The 21,658-nt window shown below is 71.3% G+C and carries 16 protein-coding genes; 3 read left to right on the top strand and 13 right to left on the bottom strand.

Going from position 1 to position 21,658, the window contains the following annotated elements; genetic code table 11:
• Window positions 1-11: 11 nt before the first annotated feature.
• Window positions 12-1,913 (top strand): fumarate reductase/succinate dehydrogenase flavoprotein subunit, encoded by a 1,902-nt coding sequence (locus B0I32_RS18515; RefSeq protein ID WP_245955891.1) that lies wholly within the window; start codon window positions 12-14, stop codon window positions 1,911-1,913.
• The gene (locus B0I32_RS18510) at window positions 1,910-2,674 is read left to right on the top strand and encodes a succinate dehydrogenase/fumarate reductase iron-sulfur subunit (protein ID WP_106240726.1); all 765 of its coding nucleotides are present in this window, start codon (window positions 1,910-1,912) and stop codon (window positions 2,672-2,674) included. Before B0I32_RS18515 ends, B0I32_RS18510 begins: the two co-directional genes overlap by 4 nt.
• 56 nt (window positions 2,675-2,730) lie before the next feature.
• Here the strand turns inward: B0I32_RS18510 and B0I32_RS18505 are convergent, their stop codons facing one another.
• From B0I32_RS18505 to B0I32_RS18440, 13 genes are all read right to left on the bottom strand, one after another.
• The gene (locus B0I32_RS18505) at window positions 2,731-4,116 is read right to left on the bottom strand and encodes a hypothetical protein (RefSeq protein ID WP_106240724.1); all 1,386 of its coding nucleotides are present in this window, start codon (window positions 4,114-4,116) and stop codon (window positions 2,731-2,733) included.
• Window positions 4,117-4,190: 74 nt separating this feature from the next.
• Window positions 4,191-5,525, bottom strand: coding sequence for a hypothetical protein (locus B0I32_RS18500; RefSeq protein WP_146178215.1), 1,335 nt, complete (start codon window positions 5,523-5,525; stop codon window positions 4,191-4,193).
• A gap of 67 nt (window positions 5,526-5,592) precedes the next feature.
• Complete coding sequence (locus B0I32_RS18495; protein ID WP_106240720.1) at window positions 5,593-5,988, bottom strand: (deoxy)nucleoside triphosphate pyrophosphohydrolase; 396 nt, start codon at window positions 5,986-5,988, stop codon at window positions 5,593-5,595.
• 28 nt (window positions 5,989-6,016) lie between these two features.
• Window positions 6,017-7,108, bottom strand: coding sequence for a C40 family peptidase (locus B0I32_RS18490; protein ID WP_106240717.1), 1,092 nt, complete (start codon window positions 7,106-7,108; stop codon window positions 6,017-6,019).
• Window positions 7,105-7,731 carry a hypothetical protein gene (locus tag B0I32_RS18485; protein ID WP_106240714.1) on the bottom strand — a complete coding sequence of 209 codons (627 nt, stop codon included), beginning with the start codon at window positions 7,729-7,731 and terminating at the stop codon, window positions 7,105-7,107. Before B0I32_RS18485 ends, B0I32_RS18490 begins: the two co-directional genes overlap by 4 nt.
• A 3-nt stretch (window positions 7,732-7,734) precedes the next feature.
• The gene (locus B0I32_RS18480; protein WP_106240712.1) at window positions 7,735-10,059 is read right to left on the bottom strand and encodes a type IV secretion system protein; all 2,325 of its coding nucleotides are present in this window, start codon (window positions 10,057-10,059) and stop codon (window positions 7,735-7,737) included.
• Window positions 10,056-12,533 (bottom strand): ATP-binding protein, encoded by a 2,478-nt coding sequence (locus B0I32_RS18475; RefSeq protein WP_106240710.1) that lies wholly within the window; start codon window positions 12,531-12,533, stop codon window positions 10,056-10,058. The genes B0I32_RS18480 and B0I32_RS18475 overlap by 4 nt, the downstream gene beginning before the upstream one ends.
• A 47-nt stretch (window positions 12,534-12,580) precedes the next feature.
• Complete coding sequence (locus tag B0I32_RS60970; RefSeq protein ID WP_181307519.1) at window positions 12,581-16,096, bottom strand: TcpE family conjugal transfer membrane protein; 3,516 nt, start codon at window positions 16,094-16,096, stop codon at window positions 12,581-12,583.
• A 54-nt stretch (window positions 16,097-16,150) separates the two neighbouring features.
• A complete protein-coding gene (locus B0I32_RS18460; RefSeq protein ID WP_106240705.1) occupies window positions 16,151-16,414 on the bottom strand; it encodes a hypothetical protein in 264 nt (87 codons plus the stop codon).
• A gap of 63 nt (window positions 16,415-16,477) precedes the next feature.
• Window positions 16,478-17,194, bottom strand: coding sequence for a conjugal transfer protein (locus tag B0I32_RS18455; protein ID WP_245955890.1), 717 nt, complete (start codon window positions 17,192-17,194; stop codon window positions 16,478-16,480).
• A gap of 678 nt (window positions 17,195-17,872) precedes the next feature.
• Window positions 17,873-18,184, bottom strand: coding sequence for a hypothetical protein (locus B0I32_RS18450; protein WP_106240701.1), 312 nt, complete (start codon window positions 18,182-18,184; stop codon window positions 17,873-17,875).
• Window positions 18,185-18,415: 231 nt separating this feature from the next.
• Window positions 18,416-19,492, bottom strand: coding sequence for a redox-regulated ATPase YchF (gene ychF / locus B0I32_RS18445; protein ID WP_106240698.1), 1,077 nt, complete (start codon window positions 19,490-19,492; stop codon window positions 18,416-18,418).
• Between the two features lie 93 nt (window positions 19,493-19,585).
• Window positions 19,586-20,302 (bottom strand): hypothetical protein, encoded by a 717-nt coding sequence (locus B0I32_RS18440; RefSeq protein WP_106240696.1) that lies wholly within the window; start codon window positions 20,300-20,302, stop codon window positions 19,586-19,588.
• An 87-nt stretch (window positions 20,303-20,389) separates the two neighbouring features.
• Between B0I32_RS18440 and B0I32_RS18435 the strand changes: the two genes are divergently transcribed.
• Window positions 20,390-21,655 (top strand): DNA recombination protein RmuC, encoded by a 1,266-nt coding sequence (locus B0I32_RS18435; protein WP_245955912.1) that lies wholly within the window; start codon window positions 20,390-20,392, stop codon window positions 21,653-21,655.
• Window positions 21,656-21,658: the final 3 nt, after the last annotated feature.

Below are 21,658 nucleotides of genomic sequence, written 5' to 3'. Positions count from 1 at the left end.
GACAGCTTTCAGTGGAAAACACGCACAACATAGAGCGCCACGAGTACGACGTCATCGTCATCGGCGCGGGCGGGGCCGGCCTGCGGGCCGCGATCGAGGCCCGTCAGCAGGGCAAGCGGACCGCGATCATCTGCAAGTCGCTGTTCGGCAAGGCCCACACGGTCATGGCGGAGGGCGGCGCGGCCGCCGCGATGGGGAACGTCAACTCCGACGACAACTGGATGGTGCACTTCCGTGACACCATGCGGGGCGGCAAGTTCCTCAACAACTGGCGGATGGCCGAGCTGCACGCCAAGGAGGCGCCCGACCGCGTGTGGGAGCTGGAGGCCTGGGGCGCGCTGTTCGACCGCACCAAGGACGGCAAGATCAGCCAGCGGAACTTCGGCGGGCACGAGTACCCACGGCTCGCACACGTGGGCGACCGTACCGGCCTGGAGCTCATCCGCACCCTGCAGCAGCGCGTCGTGGCCCTCCAGCAGGAGGACTACGAGACCCACGGCGACTACGAAGCCTACATCAAGGTCTTCGCCGAGTGCACGGTCACGCGGCTGCTCAAGGACGGCGACGCGATCTCCGGCGCGTTCGGCTACTGGCGCGAGACGGGCAACTTCGTCCTCTTCGACGCCCCCGCCGTGGTCCTGGCCACCGGCGGCATCGGCAAGTCGTACGTCGTCACGTCCAACTCCTGGGAGTACACCGGCGACGGCCACGCCCTGGCCCTGCTGGCCGGCGCCAACCTGATCAACATGGAGTTCATCCAGTTCCACCCCACGGGGATGGTCTGGCCTCCGTCGGTGCGCGGCATCCTGGTCACCGAGTCCGTCCGCGGTGACGGCGGCGTGCTGCGCAACTCCGAGGGCAAGCGCTTCATGTTCGACTACATCCCCGAGGTGTTCAAGGACAAGTACGCCACCACGGAGGAGGAGGGCGACCGCTGGTACACCGACCAGGCCAACAACCGGCGCCCGCCGGAGCTGCTGCCGCGTGACGAGGTGGCCCGCGCGATCAACGCCGAGGTGAAGGCCGGCCGCGGCTCACCCCAGGGCGGCGTCTTCCTCGACGTCTCGACCCGCCTGCCCGCCGAGGAGATCAAGCGGCGGCTGCCGTCGATGCACCACCAGTTCAAGGAGCTGGCCGACGTCGACATCACCGCCGAGCCCATGCAGGTGGGGCCGACCTGCCACTACATCATGGGCGGCGTCGAGGTCGACGCCGACAGCGGCGCGGCGGCCGTTCCGGGGCTGTTCGCGGCCGGCGAGGTCTCGGGCGGCATGCACGGCTCCAACCGGCTGGGCGGCAACTCGCTGTCCGACCTGCTGGTGTTCGGGCGCCGGGCGGGCGCGGGCGCGGCGGCGTACGTGGACGGCCTGGCCGCGCGGCCCAAGGTCGAGTCCGAGCTGGTGGACGCGGCCCTGGAGGAGGCGCTGGCCCCGCTCAACCGCAGCGGCGAGAACCCCTACGAGGTCCACCACGAGCTCCAGCGCACGATGAACGAGCTCGTCGGCATCATCCGCAAGGCCGAGGAGGTCTCCGAGGCCCTGGAGGCCGTGGAGAAGCTCAAGGAGCGCGTGCGCATGGTCGGCGCGGCCGGCTCGCGCATCTACAACCCGGGCTGGCACCTCGCGATCGACCTGCGCAACATGGTGCTGGTGTCGGAGTGCGTGGCCCGCGCCGCGCTGCTGCGCGAGGAGAGCCGCGGCGGGCATACCCGCGACGACTTCCCCGGGATGAACCCGGGCTGGCGCCGCAAGCTGCTCGTCTGCTCCACCGCGGACGGCGCGTCCGTGCAGGTCGAGGAGAAGCTCCAGCCGTCCATGCGGGACGACCTGATCACCCTCTTCGACCGGGACGAGCTGAGCAAATACCTCACCGACGAAGAGATGGCCGAGTTCGACGGGATAGCGAAGTCATGAGCTACAAGGCAAAGTTCAAGGTCTGGCGCGGTGAGGGCGGCGAGGGCAAGCTCGAGGACTTCACCGTCGAGGTCAACGAGGGCGAGGTCGTCCTCGACATCATCCACCGCCTCCAGGCGACGCAGGCGCCCGACCTGGCGGTGCGGTGGAACTGCAAGGCCGGCAAGTGCGGCTCGTGCAGCATGGAGATCAACGGCAAGCCCCGGCTGGGCTGCATGACCCGCATGTCCACCTTCGAGGAGGACGAGACCATCACGGTCACGCCGATGCGGACCTTCCCCGTCATCAAGGACCTCGTCACCGACGTGTCCTACAACTACCAGAAGGCCCGGGAGGTGCCCTCCTTCACGCCGCCGAGCGGGGTGAAGCCGGGCGAGTACCGGATGAAGCAGGTCGACGTCGAGCGCTCGCAGGAGTTCCGCAAGTGCATCGAGTGCTTCATGTGCAACAACGTCTGCCACGTGATCCGCGACCACGAGGAGAACAAGACCAACTTCTCCGGTCCGCGCTTCCTCATGCGGATCGCCGAGCTGGACATGCACCCGTACGACGTGGCCGACCGGCAGGACGCCGCGCAGGAGGAGCACGGCCTCGGCTACTGCAACATCACCAAGTGCTGCACCGAGGTCTGCCCCGAGCACATCAAGATCACTGACAACGCGCTGATCCCGATGAAGGAGCGCGTGGTGGACCGCAAGTACGACCCGCTGGTGTGGCTGGGCAACAAGATCTTCAAGCGCAGCAGCAGCAACAGCAAGTAGGCGTACGACAAAGGAGCGGGGGCCGGACGTCCGGCCCCCGCTCCTTCTCGTCTGTGCTACTTCTTCTTCCTGCCGAAGAGCCCGCGCTTGGTGTCGGGCATCTCCTTGGTCGGCTCCCGCTGCTGCTCCTGGAGCTGGGGCGGCAGCGGCTGCACGGCCGTCACGTCCGCGTCGGGCGCCAGGTAGGGCGGCGGCTCGTAGTCCGTGGCCACGGAGTCCCCCTGGCCCGGCTCGCTCTCCCTGGAGGAGGCGGGTTCGAACAGCGAGCCCGCGGCCGGCTTCCAGGGGTCCGGGTCACCCGATTCGGCGGCCGAGGCCGGGCCGAGCGGCTGCTCCTGGTCGCCGTCGTACGGGCCGGCCCCGCCCGGCGGGATGTCCGACGGCACCGGCGGGACCAGCGGCTCGAACGGGTCACGCTCCCGCGCACCGGACGCTGGCTCGAACGGCTCACGTACCTCGGTGGCCGGCTCGAACGGGTCGCGCTCGCGGACGGGCGGCTCGCTGTAGGAGTCGAACTCGTCCGGATGCAGGACCATGGGCTCCTGTACGGGCTCCTGGTACGGCTCCTGGACGTAACCCTGGGGCGGATACGGGTGGTTCGGGTCCTGGTAGCCGGGCGGGACGCTGGGGTAGGTCTGCACCGGCACGAAGCTGATGATCGGCGCGTACGCGGTGCCGCCGGGATAGCCGGGAGCCTGGAAGCCCGCCGTGGCGTAGCCGGGCCCCGCCGGGTAGCCGGCGCCGGGCGGAGGCATCTCGGGCCCGGCCATCGGCGGCCCCGCCTTCCGCACCGCCGCCGCGTGGGCCATCCGGCGCAGCCGGCCCTCGAAGATGAGCACGGCGAAGAGCGCGAGCAGGACCAGCACCAGCGCGGGGATGCTGAGCTTCTGCGTCAGCGTGCGCTGGTCGAACTCCGGCGCCGCGTTACGCAGCTCCAGCGGCACCTCCTCGTCGGAGGCGACCTGCGTCTCGCTGGGCGTCGGCACCGCGGGGGTGGTCTCGTCCGGCGCGATGGCCGGCATCGAGACGCTCTCCTCCTGGGTGGGCGTCGGCTCCGTCGTGGGCGGCACCTCGACGGACTGCGTGGGCAGCGGCTGCGGGTTCTGCTCGGGGGTGGTCGGCGGAGGCGTCGAGGCGGGGGTGGTCTTCGTGGGGGTCGGCGCCTTGGTCTTCTTCGTCGGGCTCGCGGTCACCGTCTTGGTGACCGTCGTCTCCGGCGCCGAGTCCGTCTCCTCGGGAGTGGGCTCGCCCAAGGTGGTGGTGACCGTGACGGTGGTCTCGGGGGTGATGTCGCAGACCTCGCCGACGTCGCACGGCTCGACGGGGTCCAAGGCCGTCACGGAGGCACTCGCGCTCTGCACGATGAACGGCGTCGCTCCGGCGCCCGTCAGTGCGAGCGCCAGGACGACAGCGGACAGGGCTGTCGCTCGCGTGCGTGCCACCGGTGCCCTCCGCGCAGTCCCGAAACCATGGTCAAGGGAATACTAGCCGGGTAAAAGTAACAGTAAAGACGGATTTACAACTCGTTTCTCCGATTACGTCCTCGTTGTACCGTGACAACGATCCAGAGCCCTCCGAGCAGCACTCCGATGGCCCCCGCGACCATGGGCAACGCCTGCGGGCCGTCAATCGGACTGATCCAGCGCACCGGATGAACGGGTTTCGCGGACGACACCATTTCCCACGGCAACGGCGCTTCTCCGCCGGGGCCCTCGGCTTGGAACGAGGCAAAGAGCCGCGTACCGGCGGACAGGCTCACCACGGCCGTCGGCAACGCCTGCGGCACGCCCCCTGAAGGCACGCCGGGACCGGGCGTGAGAGGCGCGATGGGAGTGACGGGCACGATCGGCGGAATGACCGGCATCTCTCCGGCGGCCACCGCCGCACTCGCCGCCGGAGTCGCGCTCACCTTCCGTTTTCCGCCCGCCGCCCTTGCCGTAGCCGGTACGCCTGGCGTCGCTCGTGCGCCCGGCGTGATCCCTGGGCTTGCCGCGCTCGGGGACGAGCTGACGGCCGGAGCGGCGGCGACGACCGGGGTCGGGGTCACGAGGGTGCTCGTGCCGGCCAGTTGGTCGACGGCGTCGCGCTTGGGCGGCGGGAGGCGGTGGGCCTGGCCGCTGAACGTCGCCCGCTCCCCCGTGATGCGGCTCGCCCCGACCCGCACGGCGGTGCTCCTGCTCAGGGTGGTCGGCCCGCCTCCGGTCCCGCGCACTTTGGCCACCGCGGCGAGCACCACCTTCCGCGCGCCGGCGGGCGCCGTGACCGTGACGTCCACCGCCCGCTCACCGGCGACCTTCCCCAACCGGCACACCCGCGCCCCCGGCGGAACGGCACCCGTCACCGCCGGATCACCCACCACCGCCGGATCGCCCACGGCCCGCAACGCCCGCCTGGCCAGCCGCCCGGCCGCACCTGCCCTCTCACCTCCCCTTTCACCGGCCCCCTCACTGGCCCCCTCACCGGCACCCACCGCCGCGGCCGGACTCCGCACCGCAGGCCCGGCCGAAGCCGAGCCCGCCTGCCCGGCCGGAGCGTCGACGAAGCCGGCCGGCGTCGCGGCCCCGAGGCCGGCGGCACCCGCCGCAGGACGCGGGCTCAGCACAGGTGCGGGCGGGCAGGTGACCTCGGTCAGGGCCGTCGCCGGGCTGGCCGCGACCGCCACCCTGGCGCCTTTGGCCATGCCGTTGAGCCGGACCCGGAAGCGCTGCACGTCCCCGGTCCTGACCCACTTGCCGACCTCGCCGCCCTCGTGCACCCGCTCCAGCACGAGCGACACCCCGGTCGCCGCCACGGGCACAGAAGGCACCGCCACCAGCGTCAGCACCCCGGCGACGCCCCATCCACGCCGCATCGCGCCCATCTCCCCCACCGCGACAAAAATAACTCCTAGTAATCATTCTGTCACAGAGAGGGATGTCCTAATCACGCGGGAGGAGACTCTCCACCATCTTCATGATCGGCAGGTCCGCGCCCAGCCATTCGACCTCGTAGTACTCCCCAGGCCCCAGCCAGCGCAGCGCCAGATGCTCCTTGGCCTCCGGCGTGCCCGAGGTCAGCGTGCAGAGCCAGACGCGCATGACGTACCCCTCGGCAAGCGGCCAGTCACCGCCCACCCGCTCGCCCACGGCGACCTCGACGCCGAGCTCCTCCCTGCACTCCCTGACGAGCGCGGCCTCCTCGCTCTCGCCGGGGTCCACCTTCCCGCCGGGGAACTCCCAGCCGCCGGCCAGCGCGGCGGGCTCGGCGCGCTGCGCGGCCAGCACCCGGCCGCCGGGCTCGACGATCACCGCGGCCACGACCACGATCATGCTCATGCGGACGGCGTCCTCAGCCTCATGACCCTCATAGAGTGCGATTCTGCAGCTTCTTCAGCTGCTCCTGCACCGCGGGGTTCTGCAGCGGGCGGGTGAAGCCCACGCGGGTGTCGCGCGCCTGGTAGCTCGTGACCTTGATCGGCCCGCACAGCCGGCACCGCGCCTCCAGCATCTTCCCCTTCGACACGACCAGCCCCACGTGGCCGGGGTTGTTCGCGGACGTGCCGGGTCCGGCGTTGAAGAACACCAGGTCGCCGGGTTCTTCCTCGCCTTCTAACACCTTCACGCCGAACGGCCACTGCCCGAACGTCGTGCGCGGGATCGTCAGCCCGGCCGCCTTGTAGGCCGCGTAGATGACGCCCGAGCAGTCGAAGGAGTCGGGCCCCGTGCCGCCCCACAGGTACGGCTTGCCGCGCTGCGCCAGCGCGAACTGCAGGATCTTGGCCACGACGTCGCTGGGCGCGGCCTCGACCAGCGGCTCGTCGCACTCCTCCGACGCCTGCGGCGGCACCTCGACCGCGCCGGACTTGGCGTACTTCCTGGCGATCTCCTCGACCTGGTCGACGTACCACCAGGCCCGGTTGTAGACGAACAGCGCCTGCCGCACGTTCTCGGGGGCGCCGTTGCGCTTGAGCATCCTGGCCGCGCCGAGGATCGCGTCGGCGGGGTTGTAGACGTCGCCCACGCCGTCACCGTCGCCGTCGGAGGCGTAGCCGGTGAACTTCGACGACATCGGCACCCTGGCCTTGCCGCCCCACGTGGAGATGAGGAACTGCATCGGCCCGGCCGCGCCCGCGGAGTTGGTGCCGTTCTTGACGCCGGGCAGATCGGAGCGGCCGTGGTCGGTCTCACGCTTGCCCACGGCGGCCAGGATGTTCCACTGGACGCCGATCCTCTTGCCGTAGTCCTTGTACAGCTCCAGGTACGCGGCGGGGATGTCGGACGAGGCGGAGTCGGAGGCCTCCTCCACCTGCGCCGAGTCGTCGCAGTCGACGGAGGCGCTGTCGCTCAGGAACGACGGCATCGACATCAGCAGCAGCGGCGAGACGATGACCGCCACCAGGAGCAGCATGCCGGCCAGGCCGATGATCAGGGCCAGCCGCGTCTTGGAGAGTTTCACCAGGGGGGATCTCCGTCCTGGCCGTCCGCGGCGGGCAGGATGTCGTAGACCCGCCAGTCGGCCCCCGACTGGGCCACCGTCACCGCGAACTCCTCGCTGACCAGCTTGTTCCCACTGGTGGCCGTGACCTGCCGGTTCGCGGTGACCACGAAGACGATGGAGCTCTTGTCGACCTGCCTGATCTCCTTGAGCGCGGCCGTGGCCGTGGAGACGATCTGGTCGTTCTTGTTCGTCTCGACGGTGCCCGCCGAGGTCATCGTCCTGGTCAGGGTGTCGCCGAGCTCGGCCGTGGTGTACGCCTTGAGCCGGCCCGCGTAGGCCGCGGGGTCCTCGTCGAAGCGGAAGGTGCCGTAGGCGGCGGTGAACCGGGTGGCCACGTCGGCCGCCGCCGCCAGTTGCTCCTTCTTCATCGGCAGGTACGCGTACACGTCGAACGGCGCGGCGCTCGCGGTGGCCAGCGGCGTGCTCGTCACCACGGCGGAACTGGTGGCCCTGGCCGCCTCCGGCCGTTCAGGGGTCTCCTCCGAGGAGTCGGGCCACATCGTCAGGTAGATGCCGACCGCCGCGATGACCACGACGATGGCGGCGAAGGCCACCCCCCGCCTGTCACCTGCCTGCGCCATGTTCTAGTCCTTGTCGGAGTTGTTCGGCTTGAGCCAGAAGGGCACGTCGGGGCTGTCGCCCCCGGAGCCGCCGCCGTTGCCGCTGCTGCGCAGCCACAGCGGGGGCGCCTCGGAGGCGCGGGACGACGACTCGCCCGAGCCGAAGATCCGCGGTCCCGGCGACGTCCCGCCGCCGGAGCGCGAGCCGTTGCCCGAACGCGAGCCGTTGCGGGACCCGCCGCCGAACAGCCCGCCACCTGAGCCGCCCGACCCGCCGGACCCGCCTGAACCGCCTGAACCGCCGAAGAGGCCGCCGGAGCCGCGCGAGCGGGAGCCGCCCGTACGGGACCCGCCCGAGCCGCCGAACCGCGACCCGCCGGACCGTGACCCGCCGGACCCGCCGAAGCGCGAGCCGCCGGATCGTGACCCACCAGATGAACCGCCCGCCGAACCGCCGCGCCGCGCCCAGCCACCGCCGGACGCCCCGCCGAACCAGCCGCCGGAGGAGCCCGACGAGGCCGCCGAGGCCGCGCCGGTGGAGGCCGCGGCCCCGCCGCCGACCCGGGGACCGCCGGCCGCGGGCCCGCGCTGAGGCGCGGAGGTGCCCAGGTTGAGCGGGGGCGCGGTGCCCCTGCGCGGCTCGGGCGTGCCCCGCCCGGCCGCCCTGCCGCCCTGCGGGTCGGTGTCGAGCGGAGCCGCCGTGGCCGGGATCCTGGTGCCGGACGCGGCGCCTTCGCCCTCCTCGCCGCGCATCCTGACCTGGCCGCCGGCCGCGGCCGTGGCCGCCGCGCCCGCCGGGTTGGCCGCACCGGCCGCCCTGATCAGCGGCTCGGCCTTGCGCAGACCCCAGCGGCCGATCCTGGCCGACGCCACCGGCGGCAGCACGCCCGCCGACCGCTCAAGCACCGACGAACTCGCCGCCTCGCCGAGCATGCGGGTGGTGACCGTGTGCCCGCTCATGGAGGCGAACAGGTGCTGGAACGGGCGGCGGTAGAAGAACACCGCGATCGTCAGCAGGGCCATGAACAGCACCTGCATGCCCCAGGGCATGGCCGTGGAGATGATGAGCGCGTACCCGTACACCAGGACGCTGAGCACGATCGTCAGCACGGCCTGTCTCAGCAGCGTGCCGATGAGCATCTCCACCCAGCGCAGGGCGACGATCCGCCCGCTGCCCGGATGGACGCCGATCAGCAGGAAGATCGGCCCCAGGATGAGCAGGAGCAGGAAGCCCACCTTCAGCACCAGCAGCGACACCGCCACCAGGAAGATGAGCAGGCCCGCCACCAGGGCGGCGATGAACGCGCCGACGGCCACGCCGAGCCGGTTGGACCAGTCGCGGCCGGAGAAGGTGGCGTAGCGGGGGTCGTTCCTGAGCTTGTCGCCGAGCGCCGCGTACTCCGACTGGCGGGCTCCCACGTCGGGCGCCGGTTGCCCAGCCACCGCCTGCGGGACGGACTGCATCTCCAGCACCTTGCGGCCCCAGTCGCGCACGATCGGCTGCTGCGGGTCGGCGGTGCCGAACAGGCCCACCAGCCACGGCTTGCAGACCAGCGTGGACCACAGCGCGTCGGCGTTCTGGTCGACCCCGGGCGTGCCGGTCTGGGCGTAGCCGCCCGCCTGCACCTTCGGGCTCTCGCCGCCGCCGGGCGGCGGCAGGCAGGACGCGCCGCCCGCGCCCGGCAGGCCGGAGAAGGCGGAGTTGACCACTTCGCCGGTCTTGTCGGTGACGACCTTGCCCAGGCCGGTGAAGTCGCCGGGCCGGCTGAAGAACCACACCGCCACCGTGACCGCCAGCACCATCCAGATGACGCCTTCCGCGGTCGTGGTGGCCCGCTTGCGGATCAGGCCGTACCAGGCCAGCCAGATGGCGCCGAGGATGACGATCGGCTGGAGGAAGTCCCAGTAGACGGCGTCGGCCAGGCGCGTGACGATGTCGTCGACCACGTCCTTGATCGCCTGGAGCGGTCCTTCCGTCGCCGCCGCCTGGTACGTGGTGATCGTCAGCCGGTCGACGGCCTTGGCCGCGGTGAAGATGCCGTTGGCCCACATGTTGCCGAGCACGGCCACGTAGTCGGAGCAGGTCAGCTCGTGCGTGTGCCAGAACTGCCCGCTCATCCCGAACTGGGCGTAGTTGGTGGTCGCCGCCGGGGTGCCGGCCTGCGGCGCGGGCGGCTGGATCAGCCCGTCGGTGCCGCTGCCCACCATCTCGGGCGACAGCGGTCCCGACAGGTCACAGGGGGCGGCGGCGACCGGCGTGGACGTCGCGCCCAGGACGAGCGGCACCACGAGGATGCCGGTGACGAGCGCGAGAGCCAGCGCGAGTCGTCGGGATAGCCGGATCTTCATGACCGTACCTCCTGCGCCCTGCCCACGCCCCCCTGAAGATCATCATGCCCCGTGCCGCCGGGTTTGTCGTGTGTCGGGTTCGTGTCGAGCCAGCGGAGAAGTTCCTCGGAGATCAGGTCTACGCCCATACGCCCCGCCCTGCCATCCAGATCACGGAATACGCATTCGCCGTTGCCCAGGGAACGGAGCACGGCCTTGTGCTCCTCCGACGGCTCCACCCCGAGCAGGGACATGACGTGGTCCACCTCCACCCTCTCGGTGGACCTGAACGCGAAGACGGACGACAGGCAGTTGGTCACCTGCTCGTTCAGCAGGTCTCCCGCGTTCTGCGAGACCAGCACCAGAGCGGTGTTGCGGGAACGGCCCATCCTGCTGACCTCGGGCACCAGCTTGGCGCCCTCGGGCGTGGAGGTGATCGCCCACGCCTCGTCCAGGAAGATCGCCTTGGGGGCGCGCCGGTCGAGGCCGTTCATCAGCCTGCGCGCGAACTGCGACACCAGGTAGAGCAGCGCGACCGACAGCCGCTGCTCGTAGGAGTAGTCCTCCCGGCCCGTGGCCACGTCGGGCAGCGTCAGCCCGCCGAGCGTGAACACGGTCGTCCAGCCCTCGCTGTCGATCTGGTCGCCGCCGGACGGGTCGAAGCACAGCCGGGCCAGGTGCATCTCCGACATCGAGCGCAGCACCGCGCCGAGGTTCTTCGACGCCGCGTCCTCGGCCTGCTCCAGGAAGTCCACGACCTTGCCGAGCGAGGGGTCCGCGCCGTTCGACACGGCCGCCACCGCCTGGATCATCGCCGACTCGCGCTCCTCCGACATGCGCGGCAGCAGCAGCCGCAGCGTCTCGGTGGCCATGGTCTTCTTCGCCGCGATGTCGTCGCCGAACGAGAACGGGTCGAGCAGCCCGGGGGCCGCCGAGCCGAGCGGGATGACGCGGGCCTTGCGGCCCCGCTTCTCCAGCAGCCGTACCAGCGACTCCGCGTCCCCCTTCGGGTCGATCACCGCGACCGTCACGCCGCGCAGCGCCATCTGGTAGATCATCAGCAGCGCCAGCGTGGTCTTGCCGCCGCCGGGCTCGCCGGTGATCGCGATGGCGGTCGGCCGGTTGCGCATGGCCGCCACCAGCGGGTCGAAGTGCACGATGCTGCGCGCCCTGCCCACGGTCTCGCCGATGTACGGGCCCAGCCAGCCCTCGGTGCCCTCCCCCAGCCGGTCGCCGAGATCGACGGTCGCCGTGGCCATGCCGCCGGCGATCGTGCGCAGCGGCTGGCGCTGGGCGTAGGCGTTGACGCCCACCTTCTCGCCCGGCAGCGTCTCGCGGAACAGCGAGAACTGGTCGCCGGTCGAGTTGACCACGTCGATGCCCATGTCGCGGTAGTGCTCGACCACCGCCTCCACTCGCTGCACGCAGATGTCCTCGGTCGGGGCCGAGACGATCAGGCGGTGCCAGCCGTACACGAAGGGCAGCCGTTCCTTGGTGATGCCGTGCTCCAGCATGCGGGCCGCGTCGATCTGCTCGGCCAGCGCCAGCGGCGCCTCCGCGCCCGCCTCGCGGATGTGGTGGTCCATGTCGCGGGCGTGCGCCAGCTTGCGCGCCACGTCCTTCGACGCCTTCACCGGCGGGATCAGCCGCATCCGCGAGGAGATCTCCACCGGGAACGGCAGCTGGTCGGCGAAGTGCAGCCACGGCTCCCCGTCGGGGAAGGGCATCAGGTCGGGGAAGCGCGCGAACGACAGATGCGCCACGTAGGAGTCGCCCTGCGGCTGCACGATCCGCAGCAACGACCTGCCGTTGTGGATCTCGCCCTCGACCAGCGACTCGATCTCGCCCTTGCCCCAGCGCCTGCGCGGGCTGGCCGACGGCGGCGGGTCGCCGAGCGCGCCCGCGGCCGAGTGCTGGAACAGCCACGCCACCTCGACGGAGGTGGCGTGACGGGCGTAGAGGGCACTCGACGCGAGTGCTCGCCCGAGCCGTTCCGCCTGCTCCGTCCAGCGCCCGATCTCGCTGTCGGGTACGTGGTCGTCGTCCATCCCCAGCACCTTCTCGGTCTTCTGGTAGAAGCCGAGGAGCTGGGCCAGCACGCCGCTGCCGAGCTGCTTGCCGCGCGGGCCGAGCCGCACGCCCAGGTAGACCTCCTTCGACCAGAAGTCCTTGGCCCAGACGTGCCGGTACATCTCCTCCAAATAGTCGCGCCAGCCAGGCCCCTCGTCGGACGTGGCATTGAGCGCCATGGCCCACTCCGCCGCCGGGTACGTGCGGTGCGCGACCCTCAGGTGGACCTCGGCGTCGGGCATCCTGATCGCGGCCAGCGCGATCGTGATGTTGGTGGCCAGCGCCTCGCGTTCCTCGGGGGTGACGAACTCGTAGCTGACCGTCGGGAGCCGGAAATACGCCCATGCGCTGGTGTCCGTGAGCAGGATGCGGTCGTCGAAGTAGCGGACCGCGAGGCGCTGGTGCGCTCGGGATGCCCTGCTCATGCCGCCCCCTCGGCGCATGAACGGGCCAGACCTGCTCGCTTGTTCACTTATCGCTCACCGATTCTCGTGCCCGGGGGGTCACTCGCCAACTCCTCTTCGCTCGGTCGTACGGACTGTGCCGCGAAACCTGCGACCACGACACCGGCGAGAGCGAGGTACGCCCGCCGCCCGGCCGCGCGCAACTGCCCGGGATCGACGACCTCCGCGCCGCCTGGCGCCAGGCCGTCCTCCCAGGGGACCCTGACGATGGCCCGGCACCTGCCTCTGGCCACCGCCTCCGCCTGCTCGACGTCGGTCATCGAACGCCTGCTCACGCCGTTGACCACCATCACCGCCCGCCTGCGCAGCTCCGCGCAGCCGTGCCCGTCGAGCCACTCGTACGTCATCGCCACCGCCTCCGGCGCCTCCTCGCTCGCCGGGACCACCAGCACGAGCTGGTCCGCGTACGGCAGCAACCGGGCCGCCAGGGCGGCGGCCGGGTCGATGACGGCCAGCTTGTAGTGGCGGTCGAGCAGGCGCATGGATTCGCCGAGCCGGTGGTCGGAGAAGAAGGACCTGTCCGCGAGCCGCTGCTCGGCGCCCGCGTCGGAATCCGCGCTGATCACCTCGAGGCCCGAGGCGGTCCGCGTGGTGTAACCCCGCATCGTGAGATAGCCGCTGACCCGGTCGAGCCCCGACAGCAACGACGTCAGGGTCTCGGGGGTCTCCGGCTGGATCTTGCTGGTCAGCGTGCCGCCGCCGGTGCTGGCGTCCACGGCCACGACCCGGTCGTCGCGGTATTGGGCGAAGGCGTGACCCAGCATGAGCGCCGTCGTGCTCTGGCCCGCGCCGCCGGTGCAGCCCAGCACGACGACCCTGCGGCTGCCCGCGAACACGCCCCTGGCCCTGGCCTCGTCGATCTCGGACCCGTCGGTCCGCACCCCGCCGCCGCCGACGACGACCTGAGCGATGCGCCGCCAGCCGCCCGAGTCGCGCCCCACGACGGACTCGACCCGTCGCACCCGGCCCTCACCCGGGCGCGGAACAGGCACGGCCCCGATCTCTCCACTGCCCTCACCGCTAGGTCGCGCCGCACCCCCACCACGCGCCGCCGCGGCCGCCTCCCGGCCCGCCGCGGCCACCGCCTCCCGTTCCCTGACCGCCTGCCGCTCCCTCGCGGCCTCCCGCTCTCTCGCCGTCACCCGCTCCCGGGACGCCTCCCGTTCGCGGACGTCTTCACGCTCCTGAGCCGGCACGCGCTCACGACCGGCCTCACGATCGCCCGATACCGGTGCGGTACGTTGACCGGCCACCGGGGCCGTGCGGTCGTCTGCGTGCCTCTCAGAGCCGTCTGCGGCCGTATGCGCGTCACCCGGCCCGGCCCCGTCGGCCCCGACCCCCTCGGACCCGCGCCCCTCAAGCCCGGCTGCCTCGGACCCGCGTGCCTCAAGTTCGGCCACCTCGGATCCGTTCGCCTCGGATCCGTTCGCCTCGGATCCGTTCGCCTCGGATCCGTTCGCCTCGGATCCGGTCGCCTCGGACGCGGGTGCCTCGGGCGCGGGTGCCTCAAACTTGGCCGCCTCAGACCCGACCGCCTCAGACCCGGTCCCTTCGGACGCAGGTGCCTCAAGCTTGGCCGCCTCGAACTCGACCGCCTCAGATTCAGCCGCCTTGGATCGGGTCGCCTTGGGCCCGGGCGTCCTGGATCGGGTCGCCTTGGGCCTTGCCGCCTTGGACACGGGCACTTCGGACCCGGGTGCCGCCGCTTCGGTGGCGTCGCTCACGTCGGCGGCGTCGGGCCCATGCGCTCCGGCCGTGCCCGGCTCCTGGCCGGCAGCCTGATCCGGCACGCCGGCCGTCTCTCCCGCGACCTCTGCCTCACCACGCTCCCGCACGGGCCGCGCGTCACCGACGTCGGACGCCTCCCGCACAGGCCGAGCCTCACGGGTCTCGGACGCCTGCCGGTCGAGGCGCGCGTCGCGGGCCTCGGACAGGTCTCGCACGGGGCGCACGTGGCGGCTCTCCGGCGTTTCGGCCGGTGCGCCGGTTGCCTCGGCGTCCTGTCGAAGGTCGGTGGGTGTTCGGGGGGTGGTGCCACGCGGGAGGTCCGCGCGGAGGTCCTCGTGCGTCTCGTCCTTGCGGGCGCTGGGGCGGGGTACCGGCTTGGCGTCGGGGTCGAGCGGTGGCCAGACACCCTGGCCGCCCGAGAGCGCCAGCCCGGGGACGAGCCGCGGCGGCTGACCCTTCCTGTGCTTGTCACGGGCGACCTCGTCCTCGGGACGCTCACCCGCGGGACGCGGACCGGCCTCGGCCCGTTCCCTCGCGTCGATCGGGCCGTCGGCGCTCGCCGCGAGCCGCCGCAGCCTGCGCAGCGCCTCGGTGTCGATGGGCTTGCCCGCGGCCGGCTTGCGGCTCTCCGCCGTCCTGATCGGATCCGCGGCCTCCTGAGCCGCCAGCGCCTCGGCGCTCATCGCGCCCCGCGCCCCGGCCTGATCCCGCACCTCGAACCGGTCCTGCCCCGCAGCACGATCCCGGGCCGCGAACCGGTCCTGTCCCGCGGGGCGGTCCCGGGCCTCAGGCTGGTCACGCGTCTCGAACCGGTCCCCCGTCTCGAACCGGTCCCCCGTCTCGAACCGGTCCCGCGTGTCCCCCGCCTCGGGCCGGCCCGCCACCTCGAAGCGGTTCCGCGGCTCAGGCCGGTCCCAGGCCTCAGGTCGTTCGCCGAGCTGGTCGTCAGGGTGTTCGCCGGGCCGTTCGTCGAGGCGGTCATCGGACCGTCGCCCGGCCCGCGCGGCGGTGCGCCGGTCGGCCGTGTGCTCCCGTCCTCCGCCGGCGGTGCCGTTCTGGGGCGCGGCTTCAGAAGCCCGGGAGGCGGGCTCGGAGGCGGAGTCAGGCTGGTGATCGATCACGAGCTCGCGTTCGCCCAGCACCGGCGCCGTAGCCCCCACCGCCTCGCCCAGCAGCGAGCGTTCCTGAGGCCGCCCGGAACCGGGGGCGCCCGCAGCGGCCTGGCGTACCTGGGCCTTCAGGGCGGGGGCGGTGCCGCGGCGGGTGCCCCAGCCGGTGCGCGCGGTCGTCGGCTCGGCGACGGGCGCCTGCGCGGCCGCGGCCGCCGCGGCGGCGACGGCGGGGCGCACCTGGCGCGGCCCGGCGGCGCCCTCGCGCCTGCGCTGGGGATGGCGGGCCTTGCGCGGCCCCTTCGACTTGGCCCGTACGGGCGTCGTACGCCACACGCGCCCGGAGAACGTCACGGCCTCGGGCTCGGAGCTGGGCGCCAGGCGGTACCAGGCCTTCGGCTGCCCCAGGTAACGGAGCTGGGATTCGAGCAGCTCGGTGAGCCGCTTGCCCTCGATGACGGGACGGGTGGACAACCACGTCACGATCCCGGGCGGCACCAGGAACAGCACATGCCAGGGCATCTCCACCGGCACGCCCACCAGGACCAGCAGGAGCGACCACGGAACGAACACCCCGACGAACACGCCGATCCAGACGATCGGCAGCGGCATCGGCAGCCGTAGGTCGTACAGCTTGTAGAGCCGCTTCTCGATCCGCCAGATGTTCGTGTACGTGGGCAGGTCCACGCGGTCCTCCTCTCCACCCGCTCGTACATGACCGCCGCGGAGCGGTCTCAACCCTTACCTGATGCCCAGTGCGCCCGCGATCGCCTTCGCCGTCACCTCGATGATGTTGGGAACGTAGAAGATCACCCCGATGGCCACCGCCAGGATGAGGAACTGCACGAAGCGCGTGATCTCGCGGGTGAAGAGGAAGAACAGCGCGACCACGGAGACCACGACGAGGAACAGCGGCGCGAAGAACGCGCGCAGGAAGTTGGCCAGCCCGCCGGTGTCGATGCCGGTGGGCGTCGGTGTCGGCGTCATCTCCATCAAGGTGAGCATTACGGTCTTCAAGGTCACTTCTTGTCCTCCCGGGGGGTACCGATCAGCAGCACGGCCGTGCCTCTATCCAGCGACCCGGCCGCCACCGCGGATGTCGGCGACGAACCACTTGTCGCCCTGCTTTTCGACGGTCAGGCGGTAGGCCTGCTCCAGCGTGCCGCCGACCACCGCGGGGTCGGTGCTGTTGGGAGTGGGCGGGGGATCGCTCGGCACGGCCCACACCACGACCGCCTGGATCTCTCGGGTGGCACCCCCCACAGGCACCACGACTTCCTTGAGCTGCGAGAAGGTGAACGCGCCCGCGAAGCTGGGCAGGCTCTTGCCCGCGGCGACGTAGCGCTGCAGCCCGCCGGTGTCGCCTGACGCGTAGTCCTTGAAGAAGCCCTCCAGCTGGGGCTTGAGCTCGGCGGCCGCCGCGTCGTCGGTCTCCGGCGCGGCGACCTGGGGCAGGTCGGCCGGAGCCGGGGCGGGCAGGATCGCCGGGCGTCCCGAGATCACGAAGCGCCGTCCGGCGTCGTCGCCGGAGTAGTAGACCGGGACCGACAGCATCATCCGGCGGGGGCCCGACTGGTAGGCCACGTTGACCACGGCGTTTTTGTCGTCGCTCGCCTCGATGTCGTACGGCTGGATGGCGACGGCCGCCAGCTTGCCGTAACCGTCCCAGCCGAGTTGCGGGTCCATGCCCTCGGCCAGGAACGCCTTGAGCTTGCTGGACCTGCTGGCGGCGTCTTCGGGACTGAAATTGAGATAGACGCCGGCGAACTGCGCCGCGAAAGCCATGCCCTGTTCGGCGGGAAATCCCTTGTCAACGGGCGCGGCGCCACTTGTCGTCGCCGGTTCTTGCTGGGTGAACCTCTCAAATGGGGCACGAACCCCATTCACGACAACCACCACAATAAGTGCCCAAAGAATGATGCGGCCGGTCCACACCAGCCACCGTCCGCCCCCGCCCGACCAGCCGCCACGCCGCGGCCTGCGCGGCGGCGGCGTGTCGAAGTCGGCCGGATCGAGGGTTGCGGAAAGCCCGGGCCCGTCAGCGATCCGAGGATCGTGCTGGACGGTAGACCTACGAGCCATCACGCCTCCGCTCGCGCCGATCCCCCCGGCTGGCGCGGTGTCGTCCGTTGCCGATCCCCATCATCCGCGGTGAAGTAGTCACCCTATCCGGTCTCCGCCATTGTTCCAGGAAAGCCACGCCCATGCTGCGGCATGACAGTCCACACGGCAAACCGGGCCCGTTTGACCGGCCTCGGCGCCGATTCCTGTGCGTTCCCGGGACGGTGGCCATTTGACCAGGCCAGATGCCTAAAATCGCATACCGCGGCAGCCACGCTTTCCTGTCCAAAACAGGCATGGACCTCTCGCGACCTGCGGATTCGGCATGAGTCTGAACCAGATCCAGGCCGGGCTTCGAGCACCGAGGCCCCCGGACGGAGTCCTGAGCGGAGGCGGCTCCGGTCAGGCGGGCTCGGGATCCTGGTGGGTGCGCGACTGGCGCCTGCTGCGCAGATCGACCACCGTCGGCTGCCCCGTCGGCTGCACCGTCCGCTCCAGGGAGCCACGGAGATCGGCCAGCATCTCGGCGGGCTCACGCTCTCTCATGCGGGTCGTCATCTCGTTGCGCTCGTCGACCTTCCTGCGGAGGTACGCCTCGCGGTTGACGCGCAGGCCGTACATGAGCTCGACCCTGATGAGGGCGAGCTCCTCCTCCAGGCTGATGCCCGCGAGCGTGGGCGCGGGGCGTCGTTTCCGGATGATGCGACGGATCATGAGGGCCTCCCGAGTCAGCGTGAACGCCGTGACGATTCGACGCGCGGGGGCCCAGAGTGGTTGACGCCTCACTTGTCCTCAGAGCAAACCTTCAGTCTGCGCCGGAGAACCGGACGCCGGAGGGGCCTCGCCGCCATCCGCCGCCGGTAACGTACCGTAGCCGACCTTCGCCGACCGTGACCGGCACGCCGCGAACCGGGCCGCCCCACGCACCATCGGGGCGGCCGCCCGTCACACGTTGAAGCGGAACTCCACCACGTCGCCGTCGCGCATGACGTAGTCCTTGCCCTCGATCCGGGCCTTGCCCGCCGACCGGGCGCTGGCGATCGAGCCGGCCTCGACCAGCTCGTCGAAGGAGATCACCTCGGCCTTGATGAAGCCGCGCTGGAAGTCGGTGTGGATCACGCCGGCCGCCTCAGGCGCTGTGGCGCCCTTGGGGATCGTCCAGGCCCTGGTCTCCTTCGGCCCGGCCGTGAGGTAGGTCTGCAGCCCCAGCGTCTCGAAGCCGACCCGGGCGAGCTGGCGCAGGCCCGACTCCTCCTGGCCGACCGACTGCAGCAGCTCCAGCGCCTCCTCCTCGTCGAGCTCGACCAGCTCGGACTCGATCTTGGCGTCGAGGAAGACCGCCTCGGCCGGGGCGACCAGCGCGGACAGCTGCTCCCTGAGCGCGCTGTCGGTGAGCTCGTCGGCGTCGAGGTTGAACACGTAGAGGAACGGCTTGGCCGTCAGCAGGTGGAGCTCGCGCAGCCCGTCGCGGTCGAGACCGCTCTCGAAGATCGTCTTGCCGGTCTCCAGCACGGCCAGCCCGGCCTCCGCCGCCTCCAGCGCGACCTTCTTGTCCTTGTTGTTGCGCGCCTCCTTCTGCAGGCGCGGTACGGCCTTCTCGACCGTCTGCAGGTCGGCCATGATCAACTCGGTGTTGATGGTCTCGATGTCGCGCTTGGGGGAGATCTCGCCGTCGACGTGGGTGACGTCGGGGTCGTTGAAGACCCGGATGACCTGGCAGATCGCGTCGGTGTCGCGGATGTTGGCGAGGAACTGGTTGCCTCTGCCCTGCCCCTCGGAGGCCCCCTTGACCAGGCCCGCGATGTCGACGAACTCGACCTTGGCGGGCAGGATGCGGGCCGAGGAGAAGATCTCGGCCAGCTTCGGGAGCCGGTCGTCGGGCACGCCGACGATGCCCACGTTGGGCTCGATGGTGGCGAACGGGTAGTTCGCCGCGAGCGCGTTGCCGGTCTTGGTCAGCGCGTTGAAGAGCGTGGACTTGCCCACGTTGGGCAGGCCGACGATTCCGATGGAGAGACTCATCCGACCGACCCCGTCGCCGGGAGGGTCGCCGGGAAGAGCCCTAGATGGCCGCGCCTGGTGGTTGACTCGCTTCGCTCGCTCACGGCGCCGAGTTTACTGGCTCAGCACGTACAGACAGGTAACCGGACGATAGGCCTGCTCGGCGCGCAGATAGCGGCGCGCGCCCGGCGGGCAGGCCGACGGCGCGCTCTCGAACGACAGCACCCTCGCCCAGGCGTGCGGCGAGTCGCACGGGACCCTGGTGACGGCGGACCTGGCGATCACGTCCGTGGCCGGCTCGGCCACGCAGGCGCCCCGGTCGAGCACCTGGCCGCCGGGGCCCAGGCAGATCACGTGGGAGTCGCCGTCGAGGGCGTCCAGGGTGCCGGAGGGGCAGGCGGCGGGGTCGGCGACGATCGCGAGGGACCTGCCGTACCAGCCGGGCCGCTCGCACGGCCGCTCGCGGCCGTCCAGCGTGACGCAGTCGCCCGGCCTGAGCAGGCCGCCGCCACCGCCGGGCGCGCCGGGGTGCGGTTCGAGGAAGTTGCGTACGCACGCCGTACGGCCGACTCCGACCCGCAGGACGTTGTCGGTGTCCACGGGACAGTCGCCGGGGCCCGGCGGGTCGGGAGCGAGTGCCACCACCTCGGACTCGCCGCCGTTGCACGCGGTCAGCGCGTACTCGCCCGTGACGCACGCGCCCAGGGACCAGCGCAGGACGGGACGCGGCTGAGTGCCGCTCCCCGACCCGGCGATGACGGCCCCGGCCAGGGCGATCAGGGTGATCGCCAGGGCGGCGCCCGCCGCGGCCACCTTCGGTACCGTGTTCATCCCCGTACTCTGCGTGACGAGAGATGTGCCGCACAAGCGGAACGCCCAAGCGTGTCGGCGAGATCAGCGCCCGGCGGGCCTGCCATCATCGATGGAGTGGACGTCGTCTCGCTTCTCCTGGGTCTCGCCGTCGGGTTGCTCGTGGGGTTCCTGGTGGCCAGGACGCGGGCCGCGGTGCGGATCGCCGAGTCGGACGCGCGGGCCAGAGCGGCCTCCGAGAAACTGGTCTACGTCGAGGAGCAGCTGGCCGAGCGCTTCCAGGCCCTGTCCACGCGCGCGCTCGACGTCAACAACGTGCGCTTCCTCGAGCTGGCGGAGAGCCGGCTCGCGGCCACCAGGGCCGAGGCGGCGGGCGATCTCGAACAACGCAGGCTGGCCGTCGAGCACCTGGTCGAGCCGCTCAAGGACGCGCTCACGCGGGTCGAGTCCCAGCTGCGCGACTCCGAGTCGGGGCAGCGGGCGGCGCGGGCCGAGCTGGCCAAGCAGATGGAGTTCGTGCAGCGGAGCAACGAGCAGCTCCGCTCCCAGACCACCGCCCTGGTCCGGGCCCTGCAGCGGCCCGAGGCGCGGGGCCGATGGGGCGAGCTGCAGCTGCGCAGGGTCGCCGAGATCGCCGGCATGCAGCGTTACTGCGACTTCGACGAGCAGGTCACCGAGGGCTCCATGCGGCCCGACATGGTCGTCAGGCTCGCCGGGGGCAAGAACATCGTGGTCGACTCCAAGGTCTCGCTGGCGGCCTATCTGGAGGCCGCGGAGGCGTCCGACGAGTCGCTGGCGACCGTACGCCTCGACGCCCACGCCCGGCACGTGCGCGAGCACATCGACCGGCTGGCGGCCAAGGCGTACTGGCAGGGGTTCAACCCGTCGCCGGAGTTCGTGGTGCTGTTCATCCCCGGGGAGGCGTTCCTGGCGCCGGCGCTCGAACGCGACCCCTCCCTGCTGGAGTACGCCATGACGCGGCGGGTGCACATCGCGACGCCCACGACGCTGATCACGATGCTGCGCACCGCCCACTACGCCTGGCAGCAGGCGGCGCTGAGCGAGAACGCGCGGGCGGTGTTCGAGCTGGGCAAGGAGCTGTACGAACGGCTGTCGTCCCTCGGCAGGAACGTCGAGTCGCTCGGCAAGGCGCTCACGCGGACCGTGGAGGCGTACAACAAGTCGGTCGGATCGCTCGAAAGCCGTGTCCTGGTCACCGCACGCAAACTTCACGATCTCGGCGTCGTGGACGGCGATCTCGACTCCCCCGAGATGCTCGAAGGGCTGCCCAGACCCCTGAGCTCCCCCGAACTGCTCGAAACCTCCTCACTGATTTCCCACGCGAACGGTAAGTTGGCCAACGGGTCGCAGTAATCG

The organism is Nonomuraea fuscirosea (genome assembly GCF_003001935.1).
Taxonomy (GTDB): Bacteria; Actinomycetota; Actinomycetes; order Streptosporangiales; family Streptosporangiaceae; genus Nonomuraea; species Nonomuraea fuscirosea.
This window is presented reverse-complemented; position numbering and strand designations above follow the sequence as displayed.

Bases quoted from the DNA above. Each gene is read 5' to 3' on its own strand.
- B0I32_RS18440 (WP_106240696.1), bottom strand. From the start codon at position 20,302: ATGAACACGGTACCGAAGGTGGCCGCGGCGGGCGCCGCCCTGGCGATC.
- B0I32_RS18510 (WP_106240726.1), top strand. From the start codon at position 1,910: ATGAGCTACAAGGCAAAGTTCAAGGTCTGGCGCGGTGAGGGCGGCGAG.
- B0I32_RS18485 (WP_106240714.1), bottom strand. From the start codon at position 7,731: ATGGCGCAGGCAGGTGACAGGCGGGGGGTGGCCTTCGCCGCCATCGTC.
- ychF (WP_106240698.1), bottom strand. From the start codon at position 19,492: ATGAGTCTCTCCATCGGAATCGTCGGCCTGCCCAACGTGGGCAAGTCC.
- B0I32_RS18480 (WP_106240712.1), bottom strand. From the start codon at position 10,059: ATGAAGATCCGGCTATCCCGACGACTCGCGCTGGCTCTCGCGCTCGTC.
- B0I32_RS18495 (WP_106240720.1), bottom strand. From the start codon at position 5,988: ATGAGCATGATCGTGGTCGTGGCCGCGGTGATCGTCGAGCCCGGCGGC.
- B0I32_RS18460 (WP_106240705.1), bottom strand. From the start codon at position 16,414: ATGCTCACCTTGATGGAGATGACGCCGACACCGACGCCCACCGGCATC.
- B0I32_RS18500 (WP_146178215.1), bottom strand. From the start codon at position 5,525: ATGCGGCGTGGATGGGGCGTCGCCGGGGTGCTGACGCTGGTGGCGGTG.
- B0I32_RS18475 (WP_106240710.1), bottom strand. From the start codon at position 12,533: ATGAGCAGGGCATCCCGAGCGCACCAGCGCCTCGCGGTCCGCTACTTC.
- B0I32_RS18455 (WP_245955890.1), bottom strand. From the start codon at position 17,194: ATGGCTTTCGCGGCGCAGTTCGCCGGCGTCTATCTCAATTTCAGTCCC.
- B0I32_RS18450 (WP_106240701.1), bottom strand. From the start codon at position 18,184: ATGATCCGTCGCATCATCCGGAAACGACGCCCCGCGCCCACGCTCGCG.